22 protein-coding genes are annotated in these 21,317 nt (G+C 61.5%); 14 read left to right on the forward strand and 8 right to left on the reverse strand.

Annotated features, from left to right (window positions below; translation table 11 throughout):
* Positions 1-22: 22 nt before the first annotated feature.
* Positions 23-943: a LysR family transcriptional regulator gene (locus QWZ03_RS15870; protein ID WP_284195266.1), complete on the reverse strand. Its 921-nt coding sequence runs from the start codon at positions 941-943 to the stop codon at positions 23-25.
* Positions 944-1,050: 107 nt separating this feature from the next.
* On the opposite strand from QWZ03_RS15870, the gene metE reads away from it, so the two are divergent.
* A complete protein-coding gene (gene metE / locus QWZ03_RS15875) occupies positions 1,051-3,393 on the forward strand; it encodes a 5-methyltetrahydropteroyltriglutamate--homocysteine S-methyltransferase (protein ID WP_290333605.1) in 2,343 nt (780 codons plus the stop codon).
* Here the strand turns inward: metE and QWZ03_RS15880 are convergent, their stop codons facing one another.
* The 6 genes from QWZ03_RS15880 to QWZ03_RS15905 all read right to left on the reverse strand — a co-directional run bounded on the left by QWZ03_RS15880 (position 3,394) and on the right by QWZ03_RS15905 (position 8,130).
* The gene (locus tag QWZ03_RS15880) at positions 3,394-3,759 is read right to left on the reverse strand and encodes a TfoX/Sxy family protein (RefSeq protein WP_290333606.1); all 366 of its coding nucleotides are present in this window, start codon (positions 3,757-3,759) and stop codon (positions 3,394-3,396) included.
* 85 nt (positions 3,760-3,844) lie between these two features.
* Positions 3,845-4,621, reverse strand: a complete 777-nt coding sequence (locus QWZ03_RS15885) for a substrate-binding periplasmic protein (RefSeq protein ID WP_290333607.1) — start codon at positions 4,619-4,621, stop codon at positions 3,845-3,847.
* 397 nt (positions 4,622-5,018) lie between these two features.
* Positions 5,019-5,948 carry an exopolyphosphatase gene (locus QWZ03_RS15890; protein WP_290333608.1) on the reverse strand — a complete coding sequence of 310 codons (930 nt, stop codon included), beginning with the start codon at positions 5,946-5,948 and terminating at the stop codon, positions 5,019-5,021.
* A 9-nt stretch (positions 5,949-5,957) separates the two neighbouring features.
* Positions 5,958-6,725 carry a substrate-binding periplasmic protein gene (locus tag QWZ03_RS15895; protein WP_290333609.1) on the reverse strand — a complete coding sequence of 256 codons (768 nt, stop codon included), beginning with the start codon at positions 6,723-6,725 and terminating at the stop codon, positions 5,958-5,960.
* 2 nt (positions 6,726-6,727) lie between these two features.
* On the reverse strand, positions 6,728-7,669 hold the full coding sequence (locus tag QWZ03_RS15900) for an SPFH domain-containing protein (protein WP_290333610.1): 942 nt from the start codon (positions 7,667-7,669) through the stop codon (positions 6,728-6,730).
* Positions 7,670-7,710: 41 nt separating this feature from the next.
* Positions 7,711-8,130: an NfeD family protein gene (locus tag QWZ03_RS15905; protein WP_290333611.1), complete on the reverse strand. Its 420-nt coding sequence runs from the start codon at positions 8,128-8,130 to the stop codon at positions 7,711-7,713.
* A 308-nt stretch (positions 8,131-8,438) separates the two neighbouring features.
* On the opposite strand from QWZ03_RS15905, the gene mnmG reads away from it, so the two are divergent.
* The 13 genes from mnmG (at position 8,439) to QWZ03_RS15970 (ending at position 19,934) form a co-directional block, all read left to right on the forward strand.
* Complete coding sequence (mnmG, locus tag QWZ03_RS15910) at positions 8,439-10,319, forward strand: tRNA uridine-5-carboxymethylaminomethyl(34) synthesis enzyme MnmG (protein ID WP_290333612.1); 1,881 nt, start codon at positions 8,439-8,441, stop codon at positions 10,317-10,319.
* A 139-nt stretch (positions 10,320-10,458) separates the two neighbouring features.
* The gene (rsmG, locus tag QWZ03_RS15915) at positions 10,459-11,097 is read left to right on the forward strand and encodes a 16S rRNA (guanine(527)-N(7))-methyltransferase RsmG (protein ID WP_290333613.1); all 639 of its coding nucleotides are present in this window, start codon (positions 10,459-10,461) and stop codon (positions 11,095-11,097) included.
* Entirely contained in the window at positions 11,094-11,858 is a 765-nt protein-coding gene (locus QWZ03_RS15920; protein ID WP_284195276.1) for a ParA family protein, read from the forward strand. Before rsmG ends, QWZ03_RS15920 begins: the two co-directional genes overlap by 4 nt.
* Before the next feature lie 3 nt (positions 11,859-11,861).
* Positions 11,862-12,710: a ParB/RepB/Spo0J family partition protein gene (locus QWZ03_RS15925; protein WP_284195277.1), complete on the forward strand. Its 849-nt coding sequence runs from the start codon at positions 11,862-11,864 to the stop codon at positions 12,708-12,710.
* Positions 12,711-12,909: 199 nt separating this feature from the next.
* A complete protein-coding gene (locus QWZ03_RS15930) occupies positions 12,910-13,317 on the forward strand; it encodes a hypothetical protein (RefSeq protein WP_284195278.1) in 408 nt (135 codons plus the stop codon).
* Between the two features lie 17 nt (positions 13,318-13,334).
* Positions 13,335-14,186 (forward strand): F0F1 ATP synthase subunit A, encoded by an 852-nt coding sequence (gene atpB / locus QWZ03_RS15935; protein ID WP_290333614.1) that lies wholly within the window; start codon positions 13,335-13,337, stop codon positions 14,184-14,186.
* A 78-nt stretch (positions 14,187-14,264) separates the two neighbouring features.
* On the forward strand, positions 14,265-14,546 hold the full coding sequence (gene atpE / locus QWZ03_RS15940) for a F0F1 ATP synthase subunit C (protein WP_284195280.1): 282 nt from the start codon (positions 14,265-14,267) through the stop codon (positions 14,544-14,546).
* 31 nt (positions 14,547-14,577) lie between these two features.
* Entirely contained in the window at positions 14,578-15,048 is a 471-nt protein-coding gene (locus QWZ03_RS15945) for a F0F1 ATP synthase subunit B (protein WP_284195281.1), read from the forward strand.
* 6 nt (positions 15,049-15,054) lie between these two features.
* Positions 15,055-15,591: a F0F1 ATP synthase subunit delta gene (locus QWZ03_RS15950; protein WP_290333615.1), complete on the forward strand. Its 537-nt coding sequence runs from the start codon at positions 15,055-15,057 to the stop codon at positions 15,589-15,591.
* Between the two features lie 11 nt (positions 15,592-15,602).
* Positions 15,603-17,144, forward strand: coding sequence for a F0F1 ATP synthase subunit alpha (gene atpA / locus QWZ03_RS15955; RefSeq protein ID WP_284195283.1), 1,542 nt, complete (start codon positions 15,603-15,605; stop codon positions 17,142-17,144).
* 28 nt (positions 17,145-17,172) lie between these two features.
* The gene (gene atpG / locus QWZ03_RS15960; protein ID WP_284195284.1) at positions 17,173-18,039 is read left to right on the forward strand and encodes a F0F1 ATP synthase subunit gamma; all 867 of its coding nucleotides are present in this window, start codon (positions 17,173-17,175) and stop codon (positions 18,037-18,039) included.
* A gap of 40 nt (positions 18,040-18,079) precedes the next feature.
* A complete protein-coding gene (atpD, locus tag QWZ03_RS15965; RefSeq protein ID WP_284195285.1) occupies positions 18,080-19,498 on the forward strand; it encodes a F0F1 ATP synthase subunit beta in 1,419 nt (472 codons plus the stop codon).
* A gap of 10 nt (positions 19,499-19,508) precedes the next feature.
* Positions 19,509-19,934 (forward strand): F0F1 ATP synthase subunit epsilon, encoded by a 426-nt coding sequence (locus tag QWZ03_RS15970; RefSeq protein WP_284195286.1) that lies wholly within the window; start codon positions 19,509-19,511, stop codon positions 19,932-19,934.
* Between the two features lie 67 nt (positions 19,935-20,001).
* Here the strand turns inward: QWZ03_RS15970 and QWZ03_RS15975 are convergent, their stop codons facing one another.
* Positions 20,002-21,162 carry a type I restriction endonuclease gene (locus tag QWZ03_RS15975; RefSeq protein WP_290333616.1) on the reverse strand — a complete coding sequence of 387 codons (1,161 nt, stop codon included), beginning with the start codon at positions 21,160-21,162 and terminating at the stop codon, positions 20,002-20,004.
* Positions 21,163-21,317: the final 155 nt, after the last annotated feature.

The following is a 21,317-nucleotide window of genomic DNA, read 5'->3' on the forward strand; positions in this document are numbered from 1 at the left end:
GCCCTCGCCGCCCCCCGCTACCCTATAGCAGGCTGATACCCGGCAGGCTGCTGGCACAGGTGGCCCTGACAGTATCGACAAAGTCCTCCACATAGGCGAGGCCAGCGCGGCTGGGCGGCACGGCCGCGTACAGCTCGCCAAACAAGCCCTGCTCGCCTATGGGTCTTGCTGTCACGTAGCGCCGCTCCAGATAAGGCGCCACCGCCCACTCCGGTAGTGCTGCCACACCGCGCCGGCTGGCCACCAACTGCAATATGGCCACCGTCAGCTCACTGCTGCGGCGGCGCGGCTGCACACCAGCCGGCCGCAATACCTGGCGTATCACATCCAGCATATCGTCCGGCACCGGGTAGGTGATCAGGGTTTCGTCGGCAAAATCCTCGGCCTGCAGGGCAGTACGTCCGGCCAGCTGATGGTCATTGGCCAACAGGGCCACGATCTCGTAGCGGAACAGCGGGAAGTAATGCACCGGCTCAGCCTCATCGCGCTCCGACACGATGCCCAGGTCGGCCTCGTTCTGATGGATCAGACCCACCGGATCGGCATGAAAGCCAGAAACGATATCCAGTTCCACCTCCGGCCAGCGGGGGCGGAACTCGTCCATGGCCGGCATCAGCCAGTCAAAACAGGTATGGCATTCCACCGCAATACGCAGGCTGCCCGCCGCGCCATCGCGGATACGGCCGATATCACGCAAGGCGTCACCCACCTGGGGCAGCACCTGGTCGGATAGCGCAAGCAGGCGCTGGCCGGCCGGCGTCAGCTTGAGCGGTTGGGACTTGCGCTCGAACAGGCTGAGCCCGAACTGGTCCTCTAGCTGCTTGAGCTGGTGCGACAGGGCCGACTGGGTCAGATTGAGCCGCTCGGCGGCGCGGGCCACCCCGCCGGTTTCCACCAGGGCGGCAATGGTACGGAGGTGGCGTAGTTCCAGTGCTGTGCTCATGAGTAATTTCGATAACAAACCGTAAAAAGATGCGTTTTGATCATAGACGGAGCACGCGCATCATGCAAAGCGTTCATTGATGCATTACTCCATCGAAAGGATTACTCATGTTAACCACCCATACCCTGGGCTTCCCCCGCATAGGCAGCCAACGCGAGCTGAAGTTTGCCGTCGAGCAATTCTGGCGCGGTGAGCAGGACGAGGCCGGCCTCAATGCCACCGGCCGCGAACTGCGCCTGCGCCACTGGCAATGGCAGCACGCCGCCGGCTTGCGCTTTGTCGCTGTCGGGGATTTCTCCTATTACGACCAGATACTGGATACCACCGTACTGCTGGGCGCCATCCCCAAGCGCTTCGGCTTTGATGCAACCCAGCTCAGCCGCAGCCAGTATTTTGAACTGGCGCGTGGCAATGCCGCCCAGCCGGCTTGCGAAATGACCAAGTGGTTTGACACCAACTACCACTTCCTCAAGCCCGAGTTCGACCATGACACCCGTTTTGACGGCGGCCCGCAATGGCTACTGGACGAGCTGCAGGAGGCCACCCAGGCCGGCTTCCAGGCCAAGGTGCAGTTGGTGGGCCCGCTGACCCTGCTCAAGCTGGCCAGGGTGCAGGGCATAGACGCGCTGTCCCTGCTGCCGCGCCTGCTGCCTGCCTATGTACGCCTGCTCAGGCAGCTGGCAGCCGAAGGCTGCAACTGGGTGCAGCTGGATGAACCCATCCTGGGCCTGGACCTAGACAGCCACTGGCTGAATGCTTACGCCCCGGTCTACCGCGAACTGGCTGAAGCCCACCCCGGCATCCTCTTGACCACCTATTTCAGCGGTGTGGCCGAGCATGCCGAGCTGCTGAAGAGCCTGCCGGTAGCCGGCCTGCACCTGGACGCCGTGCGCGCCCCGCAACAGCTGGGCGCCTTTGGCGACTGGCCCGCCGGCAAGGTGCTGTCGGTCGGCATCGTCGATGGCCGCAATGTCTGGAAGACCGATCTGGATGCCGCGCTGGACAAGCTCACCCCGCTCTACCACCGCCTGGGCGACAATCTCTGGATAGGCAGCAGCTGCTCCCTGCTGCACGTACCGGTCGACCTGGACCAGGAAACCCGCCTGGCCGAAGAGATCAAGGATGGCCTCAGCTTTGCCCAGCAGAAACTGGCCGAGCTGGCCACCCTGTCGCGTGCCCTGTGCCTGGGCCGCAGCGTCTGCTTCCAGGCGCTGGAGCAGAACCGGGCGGCACTGACACGCTACCGCACCCTACCTGCCCGTAATGATGCTGCCGTCGCCCGCCGCCTGGCCAACCTGCCCGAGATCGAACGCGGGCTCAGCTACGGCGAACGCGCCCTGCTGCAGCGCGAGCGGCTGAAGCTGCCACTGCTGCCCACCACCACCATAGGCTCCTTCCCCCAGACCAATGCCATACGCGCCCAGCGCGGTGCCTACAAGCGCGGCGAGCTGAGCCAGGCCGACTACACCCGCGCCATGCAGGCCGAGATCGCCCACGCCGTCAGCCGGCAGGAAGCCCTGGGGCTGGATGTGCTGGTGCATGGCGAAGCCGAGCGCAGCGACATGGTCGATTACTTTGCCGAACAGCTGGCCGGCGTGGCGGTCTGCCAGCACGGCTGGGTACAGAGCTACGGCTCGCGCTGCGTCAAGCCGCCCATGATCTGGGGCGACGTCAGTCGGCCGGTGGCCATGACGGTAGAGTGGACCCGCTATGCGCAGTCCCTGACCAGCCTACCCATGAAGGGCATGCTGACCGGCCCAGTCACCCTGGTGCAATGGGCTTTTGTGCGCGACGACAAGCCGCGCGCCGAAGTGGCCAACCAGATGGCCCTGGCCCTGCGCGATGAAGTGGCCGAGCTGGATGCCGCCGGCATCGCCGCCATCCAGATTGACGAGCCGGCTTTCCGTGAAGGCCTGCCGCTGAAGCGCGCCGACTGGCCGGCCTATCTGGACTGGGCCGTGACCGCCTTCAAGCTCAGCGCCGCTGGCAGCCGGCCAGAAACCCAGGTGCACACCCATATGTGCTATTCGGAGTTCGAGGACATCCTGCCTGCCATCGCCGCCATGGATGCCGACGTGATCACCATAGAGACCTCACGCTCCGCCATGACCCTGCTGGATGCCTTTGGCGACTTCCGCTACCCCAATGAAATCGGCCCCGGCGTCTACGATATACACTCGCCACGGGTGCCACCCGTCACGGAAATGACCACCTTGCTGGAGAAAGCCCTCAAGGTGATCCCGGCAGAGCGGCTGTGGGTGAACCCGGATTGCGGCCTCAAGACCCGCGCCTGGCCAGAGACCGAAGCGGCGCTGATCAATATGCTGGCAGCCACTCGCCAGTTGCGCCAGCGCTTGGCCGCCGGCACGGCAGCATCCCTCTCGGCAGCCAGCGTAGCCACGGCAGCGCATGTGCATGAGGGCGAATGCTGCGGCCCACGCGGGGAGTAATCAGGCAGCAGCGGGTTTGCGGGCCTTGGGCGCCTTGGCGGCCCTGGCCCGCAATGCCACCTCCAACGCGGCGCGCGCCCATTGCAGCAGCTCGCCGCGTTCCTCCAGCACCTCGTCAGGTATGCGGTAGTAGTTCATCTTCGACAGCTTGCCGTCCTTGCCGCTGTATTCAAACGGCCCACAAGCCTGTGCCGTGAAGCTGGGTATGGTCTTCGCATCGGCCTTCAGGTAGGGCACCTCGTCCACCACGATGGCAAAGATCAGGCCATCGCAATACACACTCCAGCCACCAAACATGGCCCGGCTGCTCATATGCCCCATGGGCGACAGCTGCTCACACAGCCATTCGACAAACTCGTTACGCATCCAGCTACCTTCTATGGGTTTGGTCTATATCCCAGGCACCCGCGGGGCCGCTGGACAATGCTGACAGCGAATCACCAGGTTCCCGTCAATCCCCGGCCGCCTTAGGCGGCCATGCCTCTGCGATGCGCTGGTATTCGCCATTCTGCAGCAGCACCGCCATGCCCTGCTCGAACAACTTCAGATAGTGGGCCGACTTGGGATGGCGCTTGCTGAACACCGCATAGACCGGGAAGCGCTCGAACACGCCATAGGGCACCACCTTGCCAGCCAGGCCATGACGGCCAATCAGATAGCGGCCTATCTTTTCATCCATCAAGGTCACATCCACCCGGCCCAGGGCGATATTACGCAGGTTTACCGCATCGGAATCGGCTTCGACCTTGATGATGTCGCGATCATCGGCAATGGCAGCGGGGTACTCATATCCCTTGACCACGCCAAACTGGCGATGGCGTAAATCCGCATGGTCCAGGCTGCCGCTGACCAGCCCCGGCCGCCCCCATAGCACGCCCCGGACTTCCAGCAGGGGCTGCCTGGGCCATAGATAGGTGGGCTCACGGTCTGCCGTCTTGGCCATGTTCAAGGTCAGCACATACCTGCCCTGCTGGGTGAGCCGGATACAGCGCTGATAGCTACCGCTCTCGAACAGGGCTGTCACCCCCTTGTGGGCAAAGGCCGCCCTGGCCAGCTCGACCGACATGCCTACCGAGGTGCCATCCCGCAGGGCGGAGTAGGGGTACCAGTCATCTTCGGCGCAGATGGTCAGGCTCTCGGCCCAGGCGGGTACCGCCAGCACCCAGGCCAACACGCCCACGCACAGACGGGTGGCAAAGCCCTGCTTCAGCAAGCCGCATCGCACCATGGCAACCTCCTCCCCCTCAGCATAGGCGATGGCTACCCCAGCACAGCCAAAACCAGCGCCTGGGCGCCGGTCGGTTGCAGGGATGGAGTCAGTTCGACGAGCGTGGCGGAGGTGTGGGGATCAATCAGGGGCGAGCCGCGGCTTGAGATGACTCATAGGGTGAGCACCCGGGTTTCCCGGGTGCCAGCGCGGCAGGCCGCCTTACCTTGCCGTTTGCAATCTACCGTTAACGCCATCGAGCGTAGCGAGGTTCCCCGCCGGCTGGCGGGGCGGAGGGGTGGGGATAAATCAGGGGAGAGCCGCGGCTTGAGATGACTCAAAGGGTGAGCACCCGGGTTTCCCGGGTGCCTGCGCGTCAGGCCGCCTTGCCTTGCCGCTTGAAGCCCATAACAGGCTCTCAACCGTCAGCGTTGATCTTGCCCACCAGCTCCGCCAACACCGCCACCGCCTGGTCGTTCTCCACCTGGCAGGTGCCAGCTGCACCGTGGCCACCGCCGCCGTACTTGAGGCATAGCTCGCCGACATTGGTCACCGAACTGCGATCCAGTATGGACTTGCCAATGGCGAAGACCGTGTTCAGCTTCTCCCTACCCCACATCACGTGGATGGAGATGTTGGTCTCCGGGAACAGGGCGTAGATCATGAAGCGATTGGTGGCGTAGATTGTTTCTTCATTGCGCAGATCGAACACCGCCAGGTTGCCATGTACGGTAGTGCAACGCAGTATCTGTTCCTTGGCCCTGGGCTCGTGGTCAAAATACAGCTCCACCCGTTCGCGTACATCGGGCAAGGTCAGGATGTCTTCTATGCCATGGGTGCGGCAATAGTCGATCAGGTCCATCATCAGCTGGTAGTTGCTGACCCGGAAATCACGGAAGCGGCCCAGGCCGGTGCGGGCATCCATCAGGTAGTTCAGCAACACCCAGCCTTCCGGGCTCAGTATCTCGTCTGCGGTGAAATCGGCCGAATCGCCCTTGTCCACCGCCTCCATCATGTCCTCCCGCACTCGCGGGAAGGCCTTTTTACCGCCGTAGTACTCATACACCACGCGCGCCGCCGAGGGGGCACTGGGGATAATGATGTGGTTGTCGCGCTTTTCGTTGCGCAGGGTTTCCGACAAATGATGATCAAACGCCAGATGTATGCCCGGCACAAAGGGCAGGTTGGTGCTGATGTCGCGGTCGGTGACCGCCACCTTGCCGTCCTGCATGTCCTTGGGGTGGACGAACAGGATGTCGTCTATCAGGTCGAGCTCCTTCAGTAGCACGGCGCATACCAAGCCGTCGAAGTCACTGCGGGTGATCAGGCGGTATTTCTGTTGTGACATGGGTGGCTCCTACGGGGTCTCGACGATGGCTTCGCCTGTATAGCGGTGGACGACTTCCTTCAGTTTCGGACTTGCGGCCAGTTTTTTCCAGGCCGCATTTAAACGCTGCAAGGTATCGGCAGGCAGATGCTGCGACACCAGCAGGTGTATATCGAGTTCGCCTGCATCCAGCGGCTGCCAGCGCAGGCGGCTACTGAGCCCGACGCGGTCGGCTGATATCAGCAGGGCGCTCTCCAGGCCAAAGGCAAACCTTCCCCGCCCGGCCACCAGTTTCTGCAGCATCTGCTCCACATCCACCGGCGCGGCATCCAGTACCAGGCCGGTTTGTTTCAGCAGCAGTGCATGCGCCGTCGTGCCTGGTATCACCAGCACGGCAGCCCGTTCGCCATGTGCCGCCAGCGAGGCCAGGCTGTCTACCCGCAACGGCTCATCGGCACGGCTCAGCAAGCGCAGCCTTACCCTATGGATGGCCGGCTCCAGCACATGGTAGCGGGCGCCCCGCTCCGGCGTCTTGCCGCCCAGCGCCAGGTCCAGCCTGCCGGCATTCATTTCTTCCACTACCCGCCGCGCGGTCAGGAAGTTGTCCAACCCGACAAACTGCAGCGCCGGATCCAAGCGCGCCATTTCGCGCAGCAGCTCCACCTCCATGCCGGCCGGCTTGCCCTGCTCCAGATAGCTGTAGGGCGGGGTGTTGCCCACCCCTACCCGCAGCGGAAGTATCTCGGCCTGCGCCACCAAGGCTGCGGCCCAGGCCAGCAAGAGTGCCCGTAGGAACATGGTCAGCTGTTTTGCTGCTTCACCACGTTCATGGCCGTGGCCACCAAGCCGGCCACATCGGCAGCATTGGCCGGCAATATCATGGTGTTGCCTTCCTTGGCGATATTGCCGAAGGCCTCGATATAGCGCTCTGCCACCTTGAGGTTGACTGCCTCATAGCCGCCTGGCTGGCGTATGGTCTGCGCCACCATATGGATGGCTTCGGCCGTGGCACGGGCCACCAGCCGTATGGACTCTGCCTCGCCCTCTGCCCGGTTGATGGCCGCCGCCTTATCGCCCTCGGACTGGTTGATCGATGCCTGCCGCTCGCCTTCGGACGCCTGGATGGCGGCCTCGCGCTGGCCTGTGGCGATATTGATCTGCTCCTGCTTGCGCCCTTCCGAGGCGGCGATCAGCGCCCGCTTCTCCCGCTCGGCGGTAATCTGCGCCTGCATGGCATGCAGTATCTCCTTGGGCGGGGTCAGATCCTTGATCTCGTAGCGCAGCACCTTCACCCCCCAGTTGGCGGCGGCCTCGTCAAGTGCTGTCACCACCGTGTGGTTGATGTCATCGCGCTCCTCGAAGGTCTTGTCCAGCTCCATCCGGCCTATCACCGACCGGAGCGTGGTCTGCGCCAGCTGGGTGATGGCAAGCTCGAAGTTACTGGAGCCATACGAGGCCTGCTGCGGATTGGTCACCTGAAAATACAGAATGCCGTCCACCTGCAGCTGGGTATTGTCCTTGGTGATACAGATCTGGCTGGGTACGTCGAGCGGCACCTCGCGCAGGTCATGCTTGTAGGCGACCCGGTCAACAAAGGGCACCACAATATTGAGGCCCGGTTCCAGCGTGCCATGAAAGCGCCCCAGGCGCTCCACCACCCAGGCGTGCTGCTGGGGTACAACTTTGAGTGACTTCATGGCAAACACCAGTGCCACCACAAATAGGACTATGGCAAATTCCATCTATCGATCCTCCTGAACAAATCGTTTTAAAGTGATGGCAATCACGCGGCTGGCGGCTCAGCCGCCACCACCCAGGTATTGCTCCGCTGCGCCACGATGTAGAGAGAAGTTGGCCTATCCGACAGGGGAGCCAGCAGCTCAGCATCCCAGCTGGTGCCGCGATAGCGCACCCTTAACTGGGTGTCTGTCTTCCAGCTTTCCACCTCAACGCGCTGCCCTATATCCAGCGAATCGCTTCCCTTGCGCCGAGCGCTCATCGGATGCAGGCGCAACCAGACCGTACCGCTGACAGCCCCCAACGCAGCCACCACCAATTGCGGCACCACCGTCAGCCCAGCCCAGGCTGCAACACCTCCCAAGGCACAGGCAAGGCCGTATACCAGCAGGTAAAAGGTACCCACCAGCATCTCCAACCCTATGAGGGCGGCCGCCAGTACAAACCACACCAGATAATTTTCCATAAGTCCTTGCAAGATCACACTTCAGTCAGCCCCACGCCCAGGCAGCCAGACCATGGCCGAAAAACCACCGGGCATTCAAGCACTTGCTGCGCGCCAGCGGCCTTGGCAATCCGACCGCTCAGCAACTATCCGCCTTGTGTACCACCCAGGCGGCCCCTATGTTATAGCCTTGGCCGGCACTGGCGACCAGCCCCTCGCACCCCCTGCGCGGGTTTTAACGTGGCCTGTCAGCCGCAGTGCAGCATTTTGTCGTACAATACCGACCCTTTGCCTTTGATATTCAGGCACTTAACCAACAGGCACCCAATATGCTGTACCCCGAACGTTTCGATGTGATTGTGATCGGTGGTGGCCACGCCGGCACCGAGGCCGCGCTGGCTGCCGCCCGCATGGGCGTGCGCACCCTGCTGCTCAGCCACAGTATCGAGACCTTGGGGCAGATGAGCTGCAACCCCTCCATAGGCGGCATAGGCAAGGGCCACCTGGTCAAGGAGGTCGATGCCCTGGGCGGCGCCATGGCGCTGGCCACCGATATGGGCGGCATCCAGTTCCGCACCCTCAATGGCTCCAAGGGCCCGGCCGTGCGCGCCACCCGCGCCCAGGCAGACCGGGTGCTGTACAAGGCCGCCATACGCAGCATGCTGGAGAACCAGCCCAACCTCACCCTGTTCCAGCAGGCGGTGGACGACATCGTGGTCGAAGGCGACCGGGTGGTGGGCGTGGTCACCCAGATAGGCATACGCTTTGAGGCACCGACAGTTGTCCTGACGGCGGGCACCTTTCTGGCCGGCAAGATCCATGTGGGGCTGGAGAACCACACAGGTGGCCGCGCTGGCGACCCCGCCTCGGTCACCCTGTCATCCCGCCTGCGCGAGCTGAACCTGCCGGTAGGCCGGCTCAAGACCGGTACGCCGCCCCGCATCGATGGCCGCAGCATTGATTTCTCGGTGCTGGAAGCCCAGCCCGGTGACGACCCCACCCCGGTATTCTCGGTGCGCGGCAATCGCAGCATGCATCCGCAGCAACTGCCCTGCTGGATCACCCACACCAATGAGCGCACCCACGAGATCATCCGCTCGGGTTTTGATCGCTCCCCCATGTTTACCGGGGTCATCGAAGGCGTAGGGCCGCGCTACTGTCCCTCCATCGAGGACAAGATCAACCGCTTTGCCGACAAGGATTCGCACCAGATCTTCCTGGAGCCGGAAGGCCTGCAGACCCACGAGTTCTACCCCAACGGCATCAGCACCAGCCTGCCATTCGATATCCAGCTGGCCGCCGTGCGATCCATCCGTGGCCTGGAGCAGGCGCACATCCTGCGCCCCGGCTACGCCATCGAGTACGATTACTTCGACCCGCGGGCACTCAAGGCCAGCTTCGAGAGCAAGGCCATCAACGGCCTGTTCTTTGCCGGCCAGATCAATGGCACCACCGGTTATGAGGAAGCTGCCGCCCAAGGCCTGTTCGCTGGCCTCAATGCCGCCTTGCAGGTACAGGGCAAGCCCGCCTGGACACCCACGCGCGACCAGGCCTACCTGGGCGTGCTGGTGGACGACCTGATCACTCGCGGGGTGTCGGAACCCTATCGCATGTTCACCAGCCGGGCCGAGTTCCGCCTGCAGCTGCGTGAAGACAATGCCGATCTACGGTTGACCGAAGACGGCTACCGCCTGGGCGTGGTGAGCGAGGCGCAATGGGCGCTGTTTAGCCGCAAGCGCGATGCCGTGGCGTGCGAACTGGAGCGGCTCAAGTCCACCTGGGTCAACCCGCGCCTGGTCAGCCCCGAAGATGCCCAGCGTGTGCTGGGCCAGCAGATAGAGCGCGAATACACGCTGGAACAACTGCTGCGCCGGCCCAATGTGGATTACGCCAGCCTGCTGACCCTGCCGGTGGCGGGTGAGGCCGTGGCCGACCCGCTGGTGGCCGAGCAGGTGGAAATCCAGATCAAGTATGCCGGTTATGTCGAACGGCAAAAGGACGAAGTCGCCCGCCGCAGTGACATCGAGGACGTGCGCTTGCCCGCCGACCTGGATTACAGCAAAGTGCCGGGGCTGTCGAAGGAAGTACAGCAGCGCCTCAATCAGCACAGGCCTGAGACGCTGGGCCAGGCATCTCGCCTGCAGGGCATGACCCCGGCCGCCATCGGCCTGCTGCTGGTACACCTGAAGCGCGGTTTCAAGGCCGCCTAATACATAGCAATTCAGCCATCCTGGCACGCGCCGCCACCCCAGGGTACGGCCGGAACGGGATTGCAACAAAGCTGGCGTAAACAGGCAGCAGGCCTAGCCATACAGCCCTGTATCGCGAACACGACGAGGAATCAGCCGCATGATCGGCCAACAACAAGAAACACAATTGCGGGAAGGCCTGCAATCTCTGGGCCTGGCACTGGACGACAGCATTGTCGCCCGCCTGCTGGCCTACCTGGCCCTGCTGCTCAAGTGGAACAAGACCTACAGCCTCACGGCCATCACCGAGCCCGAGCGCATGGTGTCGCATCACCTGCTCGACAGCCTGGCGGCACTGCGCCCCATCGCCGGCCGCCAACCGCAGCGCCTGCTGGATGTTGGCAGCGGCGGCGGCCAGCCCGGCATCCCCTTCGCCATCGTCCAGCCCGACTGGCAGATCACCCTGCTGGACAGCAACCACAAGAAGACCGCATTCCTGCAGCAAGCGGTGATTGAGCTGGGCCTGCGCCAGGTCAGCGTGGTGTGCGACCGGGTCGAGAATGTGACGGCAGCGCCCTATGACCTGATCACCTCCCGCGCCTTTGCCGACCTGGCCGACTTTGTCCGGCTCACCCGCCCCCTTCTGGCGCAAGGCGGCAGCTGGGCCGCGCTCAAGGGCGTGCAGCCGTTCGAGGAAATCGCCGCCCTGCCCGCTGATATCGCAAGCCGCATCGAACCACTGACGGTGCCGGGCCTGGGTGCCGAGCGCTGCATCGTCTGGATGGAGCCCAAGGCATGAGCCGCGTACTCGCCATCACCAACCAGAAGGGTGGCGTAGGCAAGACCACCAGCGCGGTCAACCTAGCGGCGGGCCTCGCCCAGCTGGAGAAGAAAGTCCTGCTGATCGACCTGGACCCCCAGGGCAACGCCACCATGGGCTGCGGCGTGGACAAGCACTCGCTGGGCCGCAGCATCTACCACATGCTGCTGGGCCACGCCGAGCTGAGCGATGTACGCGTCAGCACCGAGTTTGGTTTCGACCTGCTGCCGGCCAACCGTGAACTGGGCGGCGCCGAAGTCGAGCTGATCGAGATGGAGCACCGCGAGGTACGCCTGCGGGTGGCGCTGGAAGACGTGCGCCGCGACTACGACTTCATCCTGATCGACTGCCCACCCGCACTGAATATGCTGACCCTGAACGGCCTGGTGGCCGCCGATGGTGTCATCATCCCCATGCAGTGCGAGTACTACGCACTGGAAGGCCTGACCGACCTGGTCAATACCCTGCGCAAGGTGCGGCTGGCGCTGAACCCGCGCATCGAGATCGATGGCCTGCTGCGCACCCTGTACGACCCTCGCTCCACCCTGGCACAGAATGTCGTGGCCCAACTGGCCCAGCATTTTGGCGACAAGGTATTCAAGACCGTGATCCCGCGCAATATCCGCCTGGCCGAAGCCCCCAGCTACGGCCGGCCCATATTCGCCTACGACAAATCCTCGCGCGGTGCGCTGGCTTATCTTGAGCTGGCAACCGAGCTGAATCAGCGTTTCGGAAAATAAACCATGGCCAAGCTCAAAGGTCTCGGTCGCGGTCTTGATGCCCTGCTGGGCAGCGCCGCACCCGTGGAAGAAAAACTGCAGACCCTGCCCATTCATTACCTGCAGCCCGGCAAATACCAGCCCCGCTCGCATATGGACGAGCACGCCCTGGCCGACCTGGCCGAGAGCATACGCACCCAGGGCGTGATCCAGCCCGTGCTGGTACGCGAGACCGGAGTGGATCGTTACGAGATCATCGCCGGCGAACGCCGCTGGCGGGCCGCCCAGAAGGCAGGCCTGACCGAATTGCCGGCGGTGGTGCGCAAGGTGTCCGACGAAGTCGTGCTGGTGATGGCGCTGATCGAGAACATCCAGCGCGAGAACCTCAACCCATTAGAAGAAGCCGTCGGCCTGCAGCGGCTGATAGACGAATTCGGCATGACTCACGAAGCCTGCGCCCACGCTATCGGCAAATCGCGCTCGGCCGTCACCAACCTGCTGCGCCTGCTCAACCTGGCCGAGCCGGTGCGCGAGTTGCTGATGCAGGGCGCCATCGACATGGGCCACGCCCGCGCCCTGCTCACCCTGCCCGTCATCAAGCAGGTGGAACTGGCCCGCATGATTGCCGAGAAAGGCCTGTCGGTACGCGAAACCGAAAAACTGGTACAAGCCCTGCAGGCCGGCAAGCCGGCACCAGCTGCCATCACCGACAAGAAGCTGGACCCCGATCTGGCCCGCCTGCAGGAAGACCTGTCCGACAAGCTGGGTGCCAAGGTGCAGATAGCCGCCAACCGCCAGGGTCGTGGCAAGGTCACCATAGAATATGGCTCGCTGGACCAGCTCGACAGCCTGTTGAACCTGCTGCGCAACTGAGCGCCTGTGCACGGTCTTTTCGCCCTGGAGTGAAAAAATCGCAAACAGACTCTAAGGCAGCAGGACAGCTGGCAGACCCCAACAGCACCCCAAGTAACTGACCCGGCAGGCCCGCAACTGGCCTGCCAGCAGTTGCACCGAGAAATTCGCCAGAAAAAACAGGCGATTACGCCCTGTTGCGGGGCGCGTGGCTTGACCAATGCACCAACAAAACGCTAATATCCGCGAGTTTTCCGGCCCCCTCTGCCCGGCAGAGAAGCTGAGAAAACAGATTCGTGCAGTGCTGATCGCGATGTCGGCCCTTACCGGGGTTGTTGCCGCGGCAGCATTTTTTATCGCCGATACCAAAGCGATGCTCGCCGCCCTGATGGGTGGCTTGAGCCAGATCGCGGCGGTAGTGGCATATGGCCGAGTCAGCCGATTCAATGGAATTCCGGCCCCGAAGGCGATGCTGGCACAGTTCTTACTGGCCGAAATCGTCAAGGTGGTAGTTGCGCTGATCCTCTTGATCGCCGGCTATCTCTTCTTCGGGGCGAGTGCACCGTGGTTTGCCGGTGCATTCGTGGCCGCACTGGCGGCCTATTTGCTGGTACTGATTCTCAAATAAATCACAAGATCAACACTATGTCGGCTGAACATCACGCACCCGCCAACGCAACGGAATACATTCAGCATCACCTGCTGAACCTGCGCGCCAATCCCGCTCTGGATCCCGTCGATCCTAGCAACATCCACCTGGACACCTTCTGGATCTCGCTGGTCCTGGGTTTTGTCTTCCTCTTCGTGTTCGGCATGGTGGCCCGCCGCGCATCGGTGGACAAGCCATCCAAGTTCCAGCTGTTCATCGAGCTGATCATCGAGCTGGTCGACAGCAATGTGAAGGAAATCTTCCACGGCAAGAGCAAGCTGGTTGCACCCTTGGCCCTGACGGTCTTCGTCTGGGTGGTGCTGATGAACGCCATGGACTTCCTGCCGGTTGACCTGCTGCCCAAGATCGCCGCCATGTTTGGCGTCGAGTACCTGAAGGTCGTGCCTACCGCTGACATCAACCAAGGCCTGGCCATGTCGCTGTCGGTCGTGCTGCTGTCGGTGCTGCTGGGCATACAGGCCAAGGGTCTGGTCGGCTTCGTGGTCGAATTCTTCACCGCCCCCTTCCATGCCGAAGGCCTGCTGATGAAGATCATCCTGATCCCAGTCAACGGCGCCATGCAATGTATCGAATACGGCTCGCGCGGCCTGTCGCTGGCCCTGCGTCTGGTCGGCAACATGTTTGCCGGCGAACTGGTGTTCATGCTGATCGCCCTGCTGGGAATGGGCTGGACCGGTGCCAACCCCGGTTCCATCCTGGGTGCGCTGGGTCAGGTGGTAGCAGGCTCCGCCTGGGCCATCTTCCACATCCTGATCGTGATACTGCAGGCTTATATCTTCATGATGCTGACCATTGTGTACTGTGGTCTGGCCGTCGAAGAGCACTAAGTCGCAACTGATTTCGCTGTACCTGGTTCTAACGTTTCACTTTTTTCTTTACATCACCATCCTCACTAGGAGTAACACATGGAACACGCAGTCCTGATCGCTAACGTTCAGCAATTCACCGCTATCGCCATCGGCCTGATGATTGGTCTGGCAGGCGTTGGCGCCGCTATCGGCGTGGCTCTGGTTGGTGCCAAGTTCCTGGAAGGCGCAGCTCGCCAGCCGGAATCCGCCGCTGCCCTGCAACCCAAGCTGTTCGTTATTGCTGGTCTGGTTGACGCCATCTTCATTATTACTGTTGCTGTTGCCCTGATGTTCGCCTTCGGCAACCCGCTCGTCGCCCTGATCAGAACCGCCGCCTAATTTAACCCTCTACAATTCAAGGGGTTAACTCATGAATATTAACGCCTCCCTGTTTCTGCAGGCGTTGGTCTTCGCGGTGCTGGTGCTGGTCACCTGGAAGTTCATCTGGCCGCCGCTGATGGCCACGCTGGATGAACGTGCCAAGCGCATATCTGATGGCCTTACCGCCGCAGACCGCGCCAAGCATGACCTCGAGCTCGCTGAAAAGCGTGCTGCTGAGGAACTGCGCAAGGCCAAAGCACAAGCGTCCGAGATCATCGCCCAAGCCGAGAAGCGCGCTACCCAGATCGTTGACGAAGCCAAGGACGCAGCACGCGTCGAAGGCGACCGTCTGATCGCCGGTGCCAAGTCGGAAGTCGACCAGCAAGTCCACCACGCCAAGGAAGAACTGCGTCAGCAGGTTTCCGCCCTGGCCGTGGCCGGTGCAGAGAAGATCCTGCGCAAGGAAATCGACGCTGCTCGTCACGCCGATCTGCTCGCTACCCTTAAAGCGGAGCTGTAAACGCTCATGGCTGAACTCATTACCGTCGCAAGACCCTACGCCGAGGCCGTATTCCGGTTGGCGCAGGAAGCGAACAGCCTGCCGGCCTGGTCGGAGGCGCTGGCTGTACTGGCCGCCGCCGCGCAAGACCCGCTGGCAGTCGAGTTCGCCGCCAATCCGAAGTTCTCCGCGAGCCAGGTACATGCGCTCCTGACCGAACTCCTGGGCGCGCGCGCCACCCCGCAGGTCAGCAACTTTGTTGCTACCGTGCTGGAAGGCCGCCGCTTTGTCCTGCTGCCCCATATTGCCGACCTGTTCGAGCAACTAAAGGCCGCTGCAGAAGGTTCGGTTACAGCGCACATCGAGTCGGCTTTCGAACTCAACGCAGCCCAGGTGGAAGAACTCAAGTCCATCCTGGCCCGCCGCGTTGGCAAGAAGATCGACACCACGGTTACCGTCACCCCCGAGCTGATCGGCGGTGTGCGGATGACCCTAGGTGATGACGTCATTGACGCCTCGGTGCGTGGCAAGCTGGCGGCCCTCTCGGCCCGCCTCACCAGTTAGGAGTGCAAACAATGCAATTGAATCCGTCCGAGATCAGCGACCTGATCAAGAGCAAGATTCAGAACCTGTCCGCTGGCACAGAAAGCCGCACCACCGGCACCGTGATTTCGGTGTCCGACGGCATCGTCCGTGTGCACGGCCTGTCTGACGTCATGCAGGGCGAAATGCTCGAATTCGTGGGCAACACCTTTGGCCTGGCACTGAACCTGGAGCGCGACTCGGTCGGCGCCGTGGTTCTGGGCGACTACGAACACATTTCCGAAGGTACGGAAGTCAAGTGTACCGGTCGCATCCTGGAAGTGCCGGTCGGCCCCGAGCTGCGTGGCCGCGTGGTTAACGCCCTGGGTCAGCCCATCGACGGCAAGGGCCCGATCAATGCCAAGCTGTCCAGCCCGATCGAAAAGATCGCCCCTGGCGTTATCGCCCGTCAGTCCGTGTCGCAACCACTGCAAACCGGTATCAAGGCGATTGACGCCATGGTGCCCGTTGGCCGTGGCCAGCGCGAACTGATCATTGGCGACCGCCAGACCGGCAAGACCGCCGTGGCCCTGGATGCCATCATCAACCAGAAGGGTAACGGCGTTACCTGTATCTATGTTGCTATCGGCCAGAAGGCTTCGTCGATCGCCAACGTGGTACGCAAGCTGGAAGAGCACGGCGCCCTGGATCACACCATCGTTGTCGCCGCCTCGGCTTCCGAATCGGCCGCCATGCAATACCTGTCGCCGTACGCAGGTTGCGCCATGGGCGAATACTTCCGCGACATCGGTGAAGATGCCCTGATCGTATACGACGACTTGTCCAAGCAAGCCGTGGCTTACCGTCAGATCTCGCTGCTGCTGCGTCGTCCGCCGGGCCGCGAAGCCTACCCAGGCGATGTGTTCTACATCCACTCGCGTCTGCTGGAACGTGCATCGCGCGTCAACGAAGACTACATCGAGAAGATCACCAATGGCGCCGTGAAGGGCAAGACCGGTTCGCTGACCGCCCTGCCTATCATCGAAACCCAGGCTGGTGACGTCTCCGCCTTCGTGCCGACCAACGTGATCTCGATTACCGACGGCCAGATCTTCCTGGAATCGGACCTGTTCAACGCTGGTATCCGCCCCGCCATCAACGCCGGTATCTCGGTGTCGCGCGTCGGTGGTGCAGCCCAGACCAAGGTCGTCAAGAAGCTCGCCGGTGGTATCCGTACCGCCCTGGCCCAGTACCGTGAACTCGCCGCTTTCGCCCAGTTCGCCTCCGACCTCGACGAAGCGACCCGCAAGCAGCTGGATCGCGGCCGTCTGGTGACCGAACTGCTGAAGCAAGGCCAATACGCTCCGTTCAAGGTGTCGCAGCTGTCCGTGACCCTGTACGCAGTGGAAAAGGGCCTGGCCGATGACGTGCCGGTTGAAAAGGCACTGGCTTTCGAAGCTGCCCTGTATGCCTACGTCAAAGCCAACCACGCCGATATCATCGCTGAGATGGACGGCAAGGGTGAGCTGTCTGGCGACAACGACAAGAAGCTGGCGGAAGCCATCAAGTCGTTCAAGGCCAACGGCGCTTTCTGATTTGATCTAACGATAGAAAGGTCAAGTCATGGCAGGCGGCAAAGAAATTCGCAACAAGATCAAGAGCGTGCAGAACACGCGCAAGATCACCCGCGCCATGGAAATGGTAGCCGCATCCAAGATGCGCAAGGCCCAAGCCCGGATGAAGGCGGCTCGTCCTTACGGTGAAAAAATCCGTAATGTGACCGCCCACCTGGCCCAAGCCCTGCTGGACTACGCTCACCCCTTCCTGACCAAGCGTGCGCAAGTGAAGCGCGTCGGCATTATCGTGGTAACCACCGACAAGGGTTTGTGCGGCGGCCTCAACACCAACGTGTTGCGTACCGCTGTCAACCAGATGAAGGCCTGGCAACAGGCCGGCATCGATGTCGATGTCACTGCCATCGGTAACAAAGGCTTTGGCTTCATGCAGCGTACTGGCGGCCGTGTGGTCTCGCACGTTGTGCAACTCGGTGATACGCCGCACCTCGACAAACTGATCGGCCCGGTCAAGGTCATGCTCGACGCATACCAGGCCGGCCAGATCGACGAACTGCATATCGTCTACACCCGCTTCATCAACACGATGAAGCAGGAACCGGTGATGGAACAGCTCCTGCCGGTACCGGCCGACCGCATGAAACCGGTCAGCGACCACCCGTTCGAGTACATCTACGAACCGGCGCCGGAAGTGGTGATTGACGATCTGTTGGTTCGCTATATCGAGGCGCTGGTGTACCAGGCAGTGTCCGAGAACATCGCTTCCGAACAAAGCGCCCGGATGGTGGCCATGAAGGCCGCATCCGACAACGCCGGAACGGTGATTGATGAGCTCAAGCTGGTCTACAACAAGACCCGCCAGGCAGCCATCACCAAGGAACTGTCGGAAATCGTCGCCGGTGCAGCAGCGGTTTGATCGCAGCGCGGAACAGTATTTAACATTAAGGAATGCAACGATGAGCCAAGGTAAAATCGTGCAAATCATTGGCCCGGTGGTTGACGTGGAATTCCCACGCGACGCCATGCCGAAGGTATTTGACGCGCTGACGCTGGCCAACCCCGAACTGACGCTGGAAGTTCAGCAGCAGCTGGGTGATGGCGTGGTCCGTGCAATCGCCATGGGTTCGACCGATGGCGTGAAGCGCGGCCAGGCTGTGCTGAACACCGGCAACCCGATTTCGGTGCCGGTCGGCAAGGCCACGCTGGGCCGTATCATGGACGTGCTGGGCAACCCCGTGGATGAAGTCGGTCCCGTGGTCGCTGAAGAGCGTTGGTCCATCCACCGCAAGGCCCCCAAGTTCGACGAACTGTCGAGCTCGGTGGACCTGCTGGAAACCGGTATCAAGGTGATCGACCTGATCTGCCCGTTCGCCAAGGGCGGCAAGGTGGGTCTGTTCGGTGGCGCCGGTGTGGGCAAGACCGTGAACATGCTGGAACTCATCAACAACATCGCCAAGGCTCACTCGGGTCTGTCGGTGTTTGCTGGTGTGGGCGAGCGGACTCGTGAAGGTAACGACTTCTATCACGAAATGGCCGACTCGGGCGTGATCAAGCTGGACAACCTGGCCGAATCGAAAGTGGCCATGGTTTACGGCCAGATGAACGAGCCTCCCGGAAACCGTCTGCGCGCAGCGCTGACCGGCCTGACCATGGCCGAGTACTTCCGCGACGAGAAGGACGAAAACGGCAAGGGCCGTGACGTGCTGTTCTTCGTGGATAACATCTACCGCTACACCCTGGCTGGTACCGAAGTATCCGCTCTGCTGGGCCGTATGCCGTCCGCCGTGGGCTACCAGCCCACCCTGGCCGACGAAATGGGCCGCCTGCAAGAGCGTATCACCTCGACCAAGACCGGTTCGATCACCTCCATCCAGGCCGTTTACGTGCCTGCCGATGACTTGACCGACCCGTCGCCTGCCACGACCTTCGCCCACTTGGACGCAACCGTCGTGCTGTCGCGTGATATTGCTTCGCTGGGTATCTACCCCGCCGTGGACCCGCTCGACTCGACCTCGCGTCAGCTGGACCCGCAAGTGGTTGGTGAAGAGCATTACCAAGTGGCCCGTGGCGTGCAACAAACGCTGCAGCGCTACAAGGAACTGCGCGACATCATCGCGATTCTGGGTATGGATGAACTGTCGCCGGAAGACAAGCTGGTCGTGGCTCGCGCCCGTAAGATCCAGCGTTTCCTGTCGCAGCCCTTCCACGTCGCCGAAGTGTTCACCGGCGCACCTGGCAAGTACGTGTCCCTGAAGGAAACCCTGCGTGGCTTCCGTGGCATTCTGAACGGTGAGTACGATCACCTGCCGGAGCAGGCCTTCTATATGGTCGGCGGCATCGACGAAGCTGTCGAAAAAGCCAAGACCCTGCAATAAGGGGTAGGAAATGGCCATGACCATGCATGTGGACGTAGTCAGCGCTGAAGAGCAGATCTACTCGGGTACGGCCGAATTCCTGGCCGCCCCCGGCGAGATGGGCGAAATCGGCGTGCTGCCGCGCCACGCTCCGCTGCTCACCCGTATCAAAGCGGGCGCGCTGCGCATCAAGGTCGCCAACAGCAACGACGAGGAAGTGCTGGTCTATGTATCCGGCGGCATCCTCGAAGTGCAACCGCATGTGGTGACGGTACTTGCCGACACCGCTATCCGCGGTAGCGACCTCGATGAGGCGAAAGCGTTGGAAGCCAAGAAACTGGCCGAAGAAGCCCTGGCCAACCGCTCGGGTTCGATGGACTACGCCTCGGCACAAGCCGAACTGGCGCAGGCTGTCGCCCAGCTGGCCGCGATCAAGAAACTCCGCAATCGCGCCTGACCCGTGGCTTAGCAGTACCAGGCAAAAGGGCAACCCCATGGGTTGCCCTTTTGCTTTTTTGGCTGCCTCACGCGGCCTCGGTATCACTTTTTCGAGGTCTAGTGAAATTCTGGTCATTTATGCAGTACGCCAAAGCGTCGTGCAGCAGTCCTGTTAGGCGATACAAATTTTCTGGCTTACCGATTACGACGCTTCCACCGCTAGATACATCTAACTTGGCCCTGGCAATTTCCATCCGGTGTGCATCCGATAGATCAATACCGAAAGACAGCGTCGGCACCTTCTTATCCCCTATGTAACGAATGAGCCACCGATTCGTTTTCCCTGCGTACAGTACGGCAAAGTAACTTTCTGTATCGTTCGCCTCAATCGGTGCATCTCCAAGGATGTCCTGGCAGATCTGGAATATCTGCTTCTCGGTACGTGTCGTGACTATCTTGCCGTTCACTTCATCGGCCATCGGATCACGTGTTGTTCCTACGACCACATCCTCGTCGACTACCGCAGCTGGCGCAGTAGGCGCCGATAGCCCGCTAGTAACCATCTCGCCAATCACCTGGGCAACCGCATGCCGCACAATAGGCGTAATACCCTCAATGAACTTGGCGGTAAACTGCCGCTGGATATGCGCCCTGTTCGCCACATGGCGAACAAATTCTGTCGTTGGCTCCCGCAGGTCTTCTGCGAGCACCTTCTTGAAGGCACTCAAGAACAGTGACTGCTCAGCCAATTCACGTAACGCTGAGGGCTGGATGTGATCATGGTGGAATCGATTCAACTGAGCAGCGTCGCCATCCTTGAGCGTATGAAAATCTACCGTGTAGAACGGCTCACTGTCCATCACATTGCGATTATCTAGATCAGTAAAGAACCGCCATTCCCGGCCATTTGTAATTGCTGCAACCACCACCTCCGGCGTGCTATTAAAGTAGCGGGCTAATTGCGGCGCATGATTGCTCAGATTGCTACCATGGGGTTTTGCCTCGATAAACATTACTGGTTGCCCATTACAGAACAGTGCGTAGTCCACTCGCTCTGATGCTTTGACGCCCGGCATGTCCGCTCCATGCTCCGCTCTGACGCGCGTCGGATCATAGGGACTGAACCCAAGGATATCGAGTAAGGGCAGGATGAGTGCCTGCTTAGTCGTTTCTTCCGTAGTACAGTGTCCACCAACCTTATGCACATGCTCCGCATGGAGCTTAAGGCGCTCATTGAATGTTTGCATATGTCCCCTTATTGGCATCACCAACTGATGCATTGATCTTCTTGACCCATTATGAATTGCCGATAGATTGCCAGGCATCATTCATATGGGGGATAAACCGCCAGCGCCTAGCTAGACGGGGGGCCTACCGCTTGTTGCTCAAGTCCTGCTAAGCC

This window comes from Chitinimonas viridis (assembly GCF_030409555.1).
Classification (GTDB): Bacteria; Pseudomonadota; Gammaproteobacteria; order Burkholderiales; family Chitinimonadaceae; genus Chitinimonas; species Chitinimonas viridis.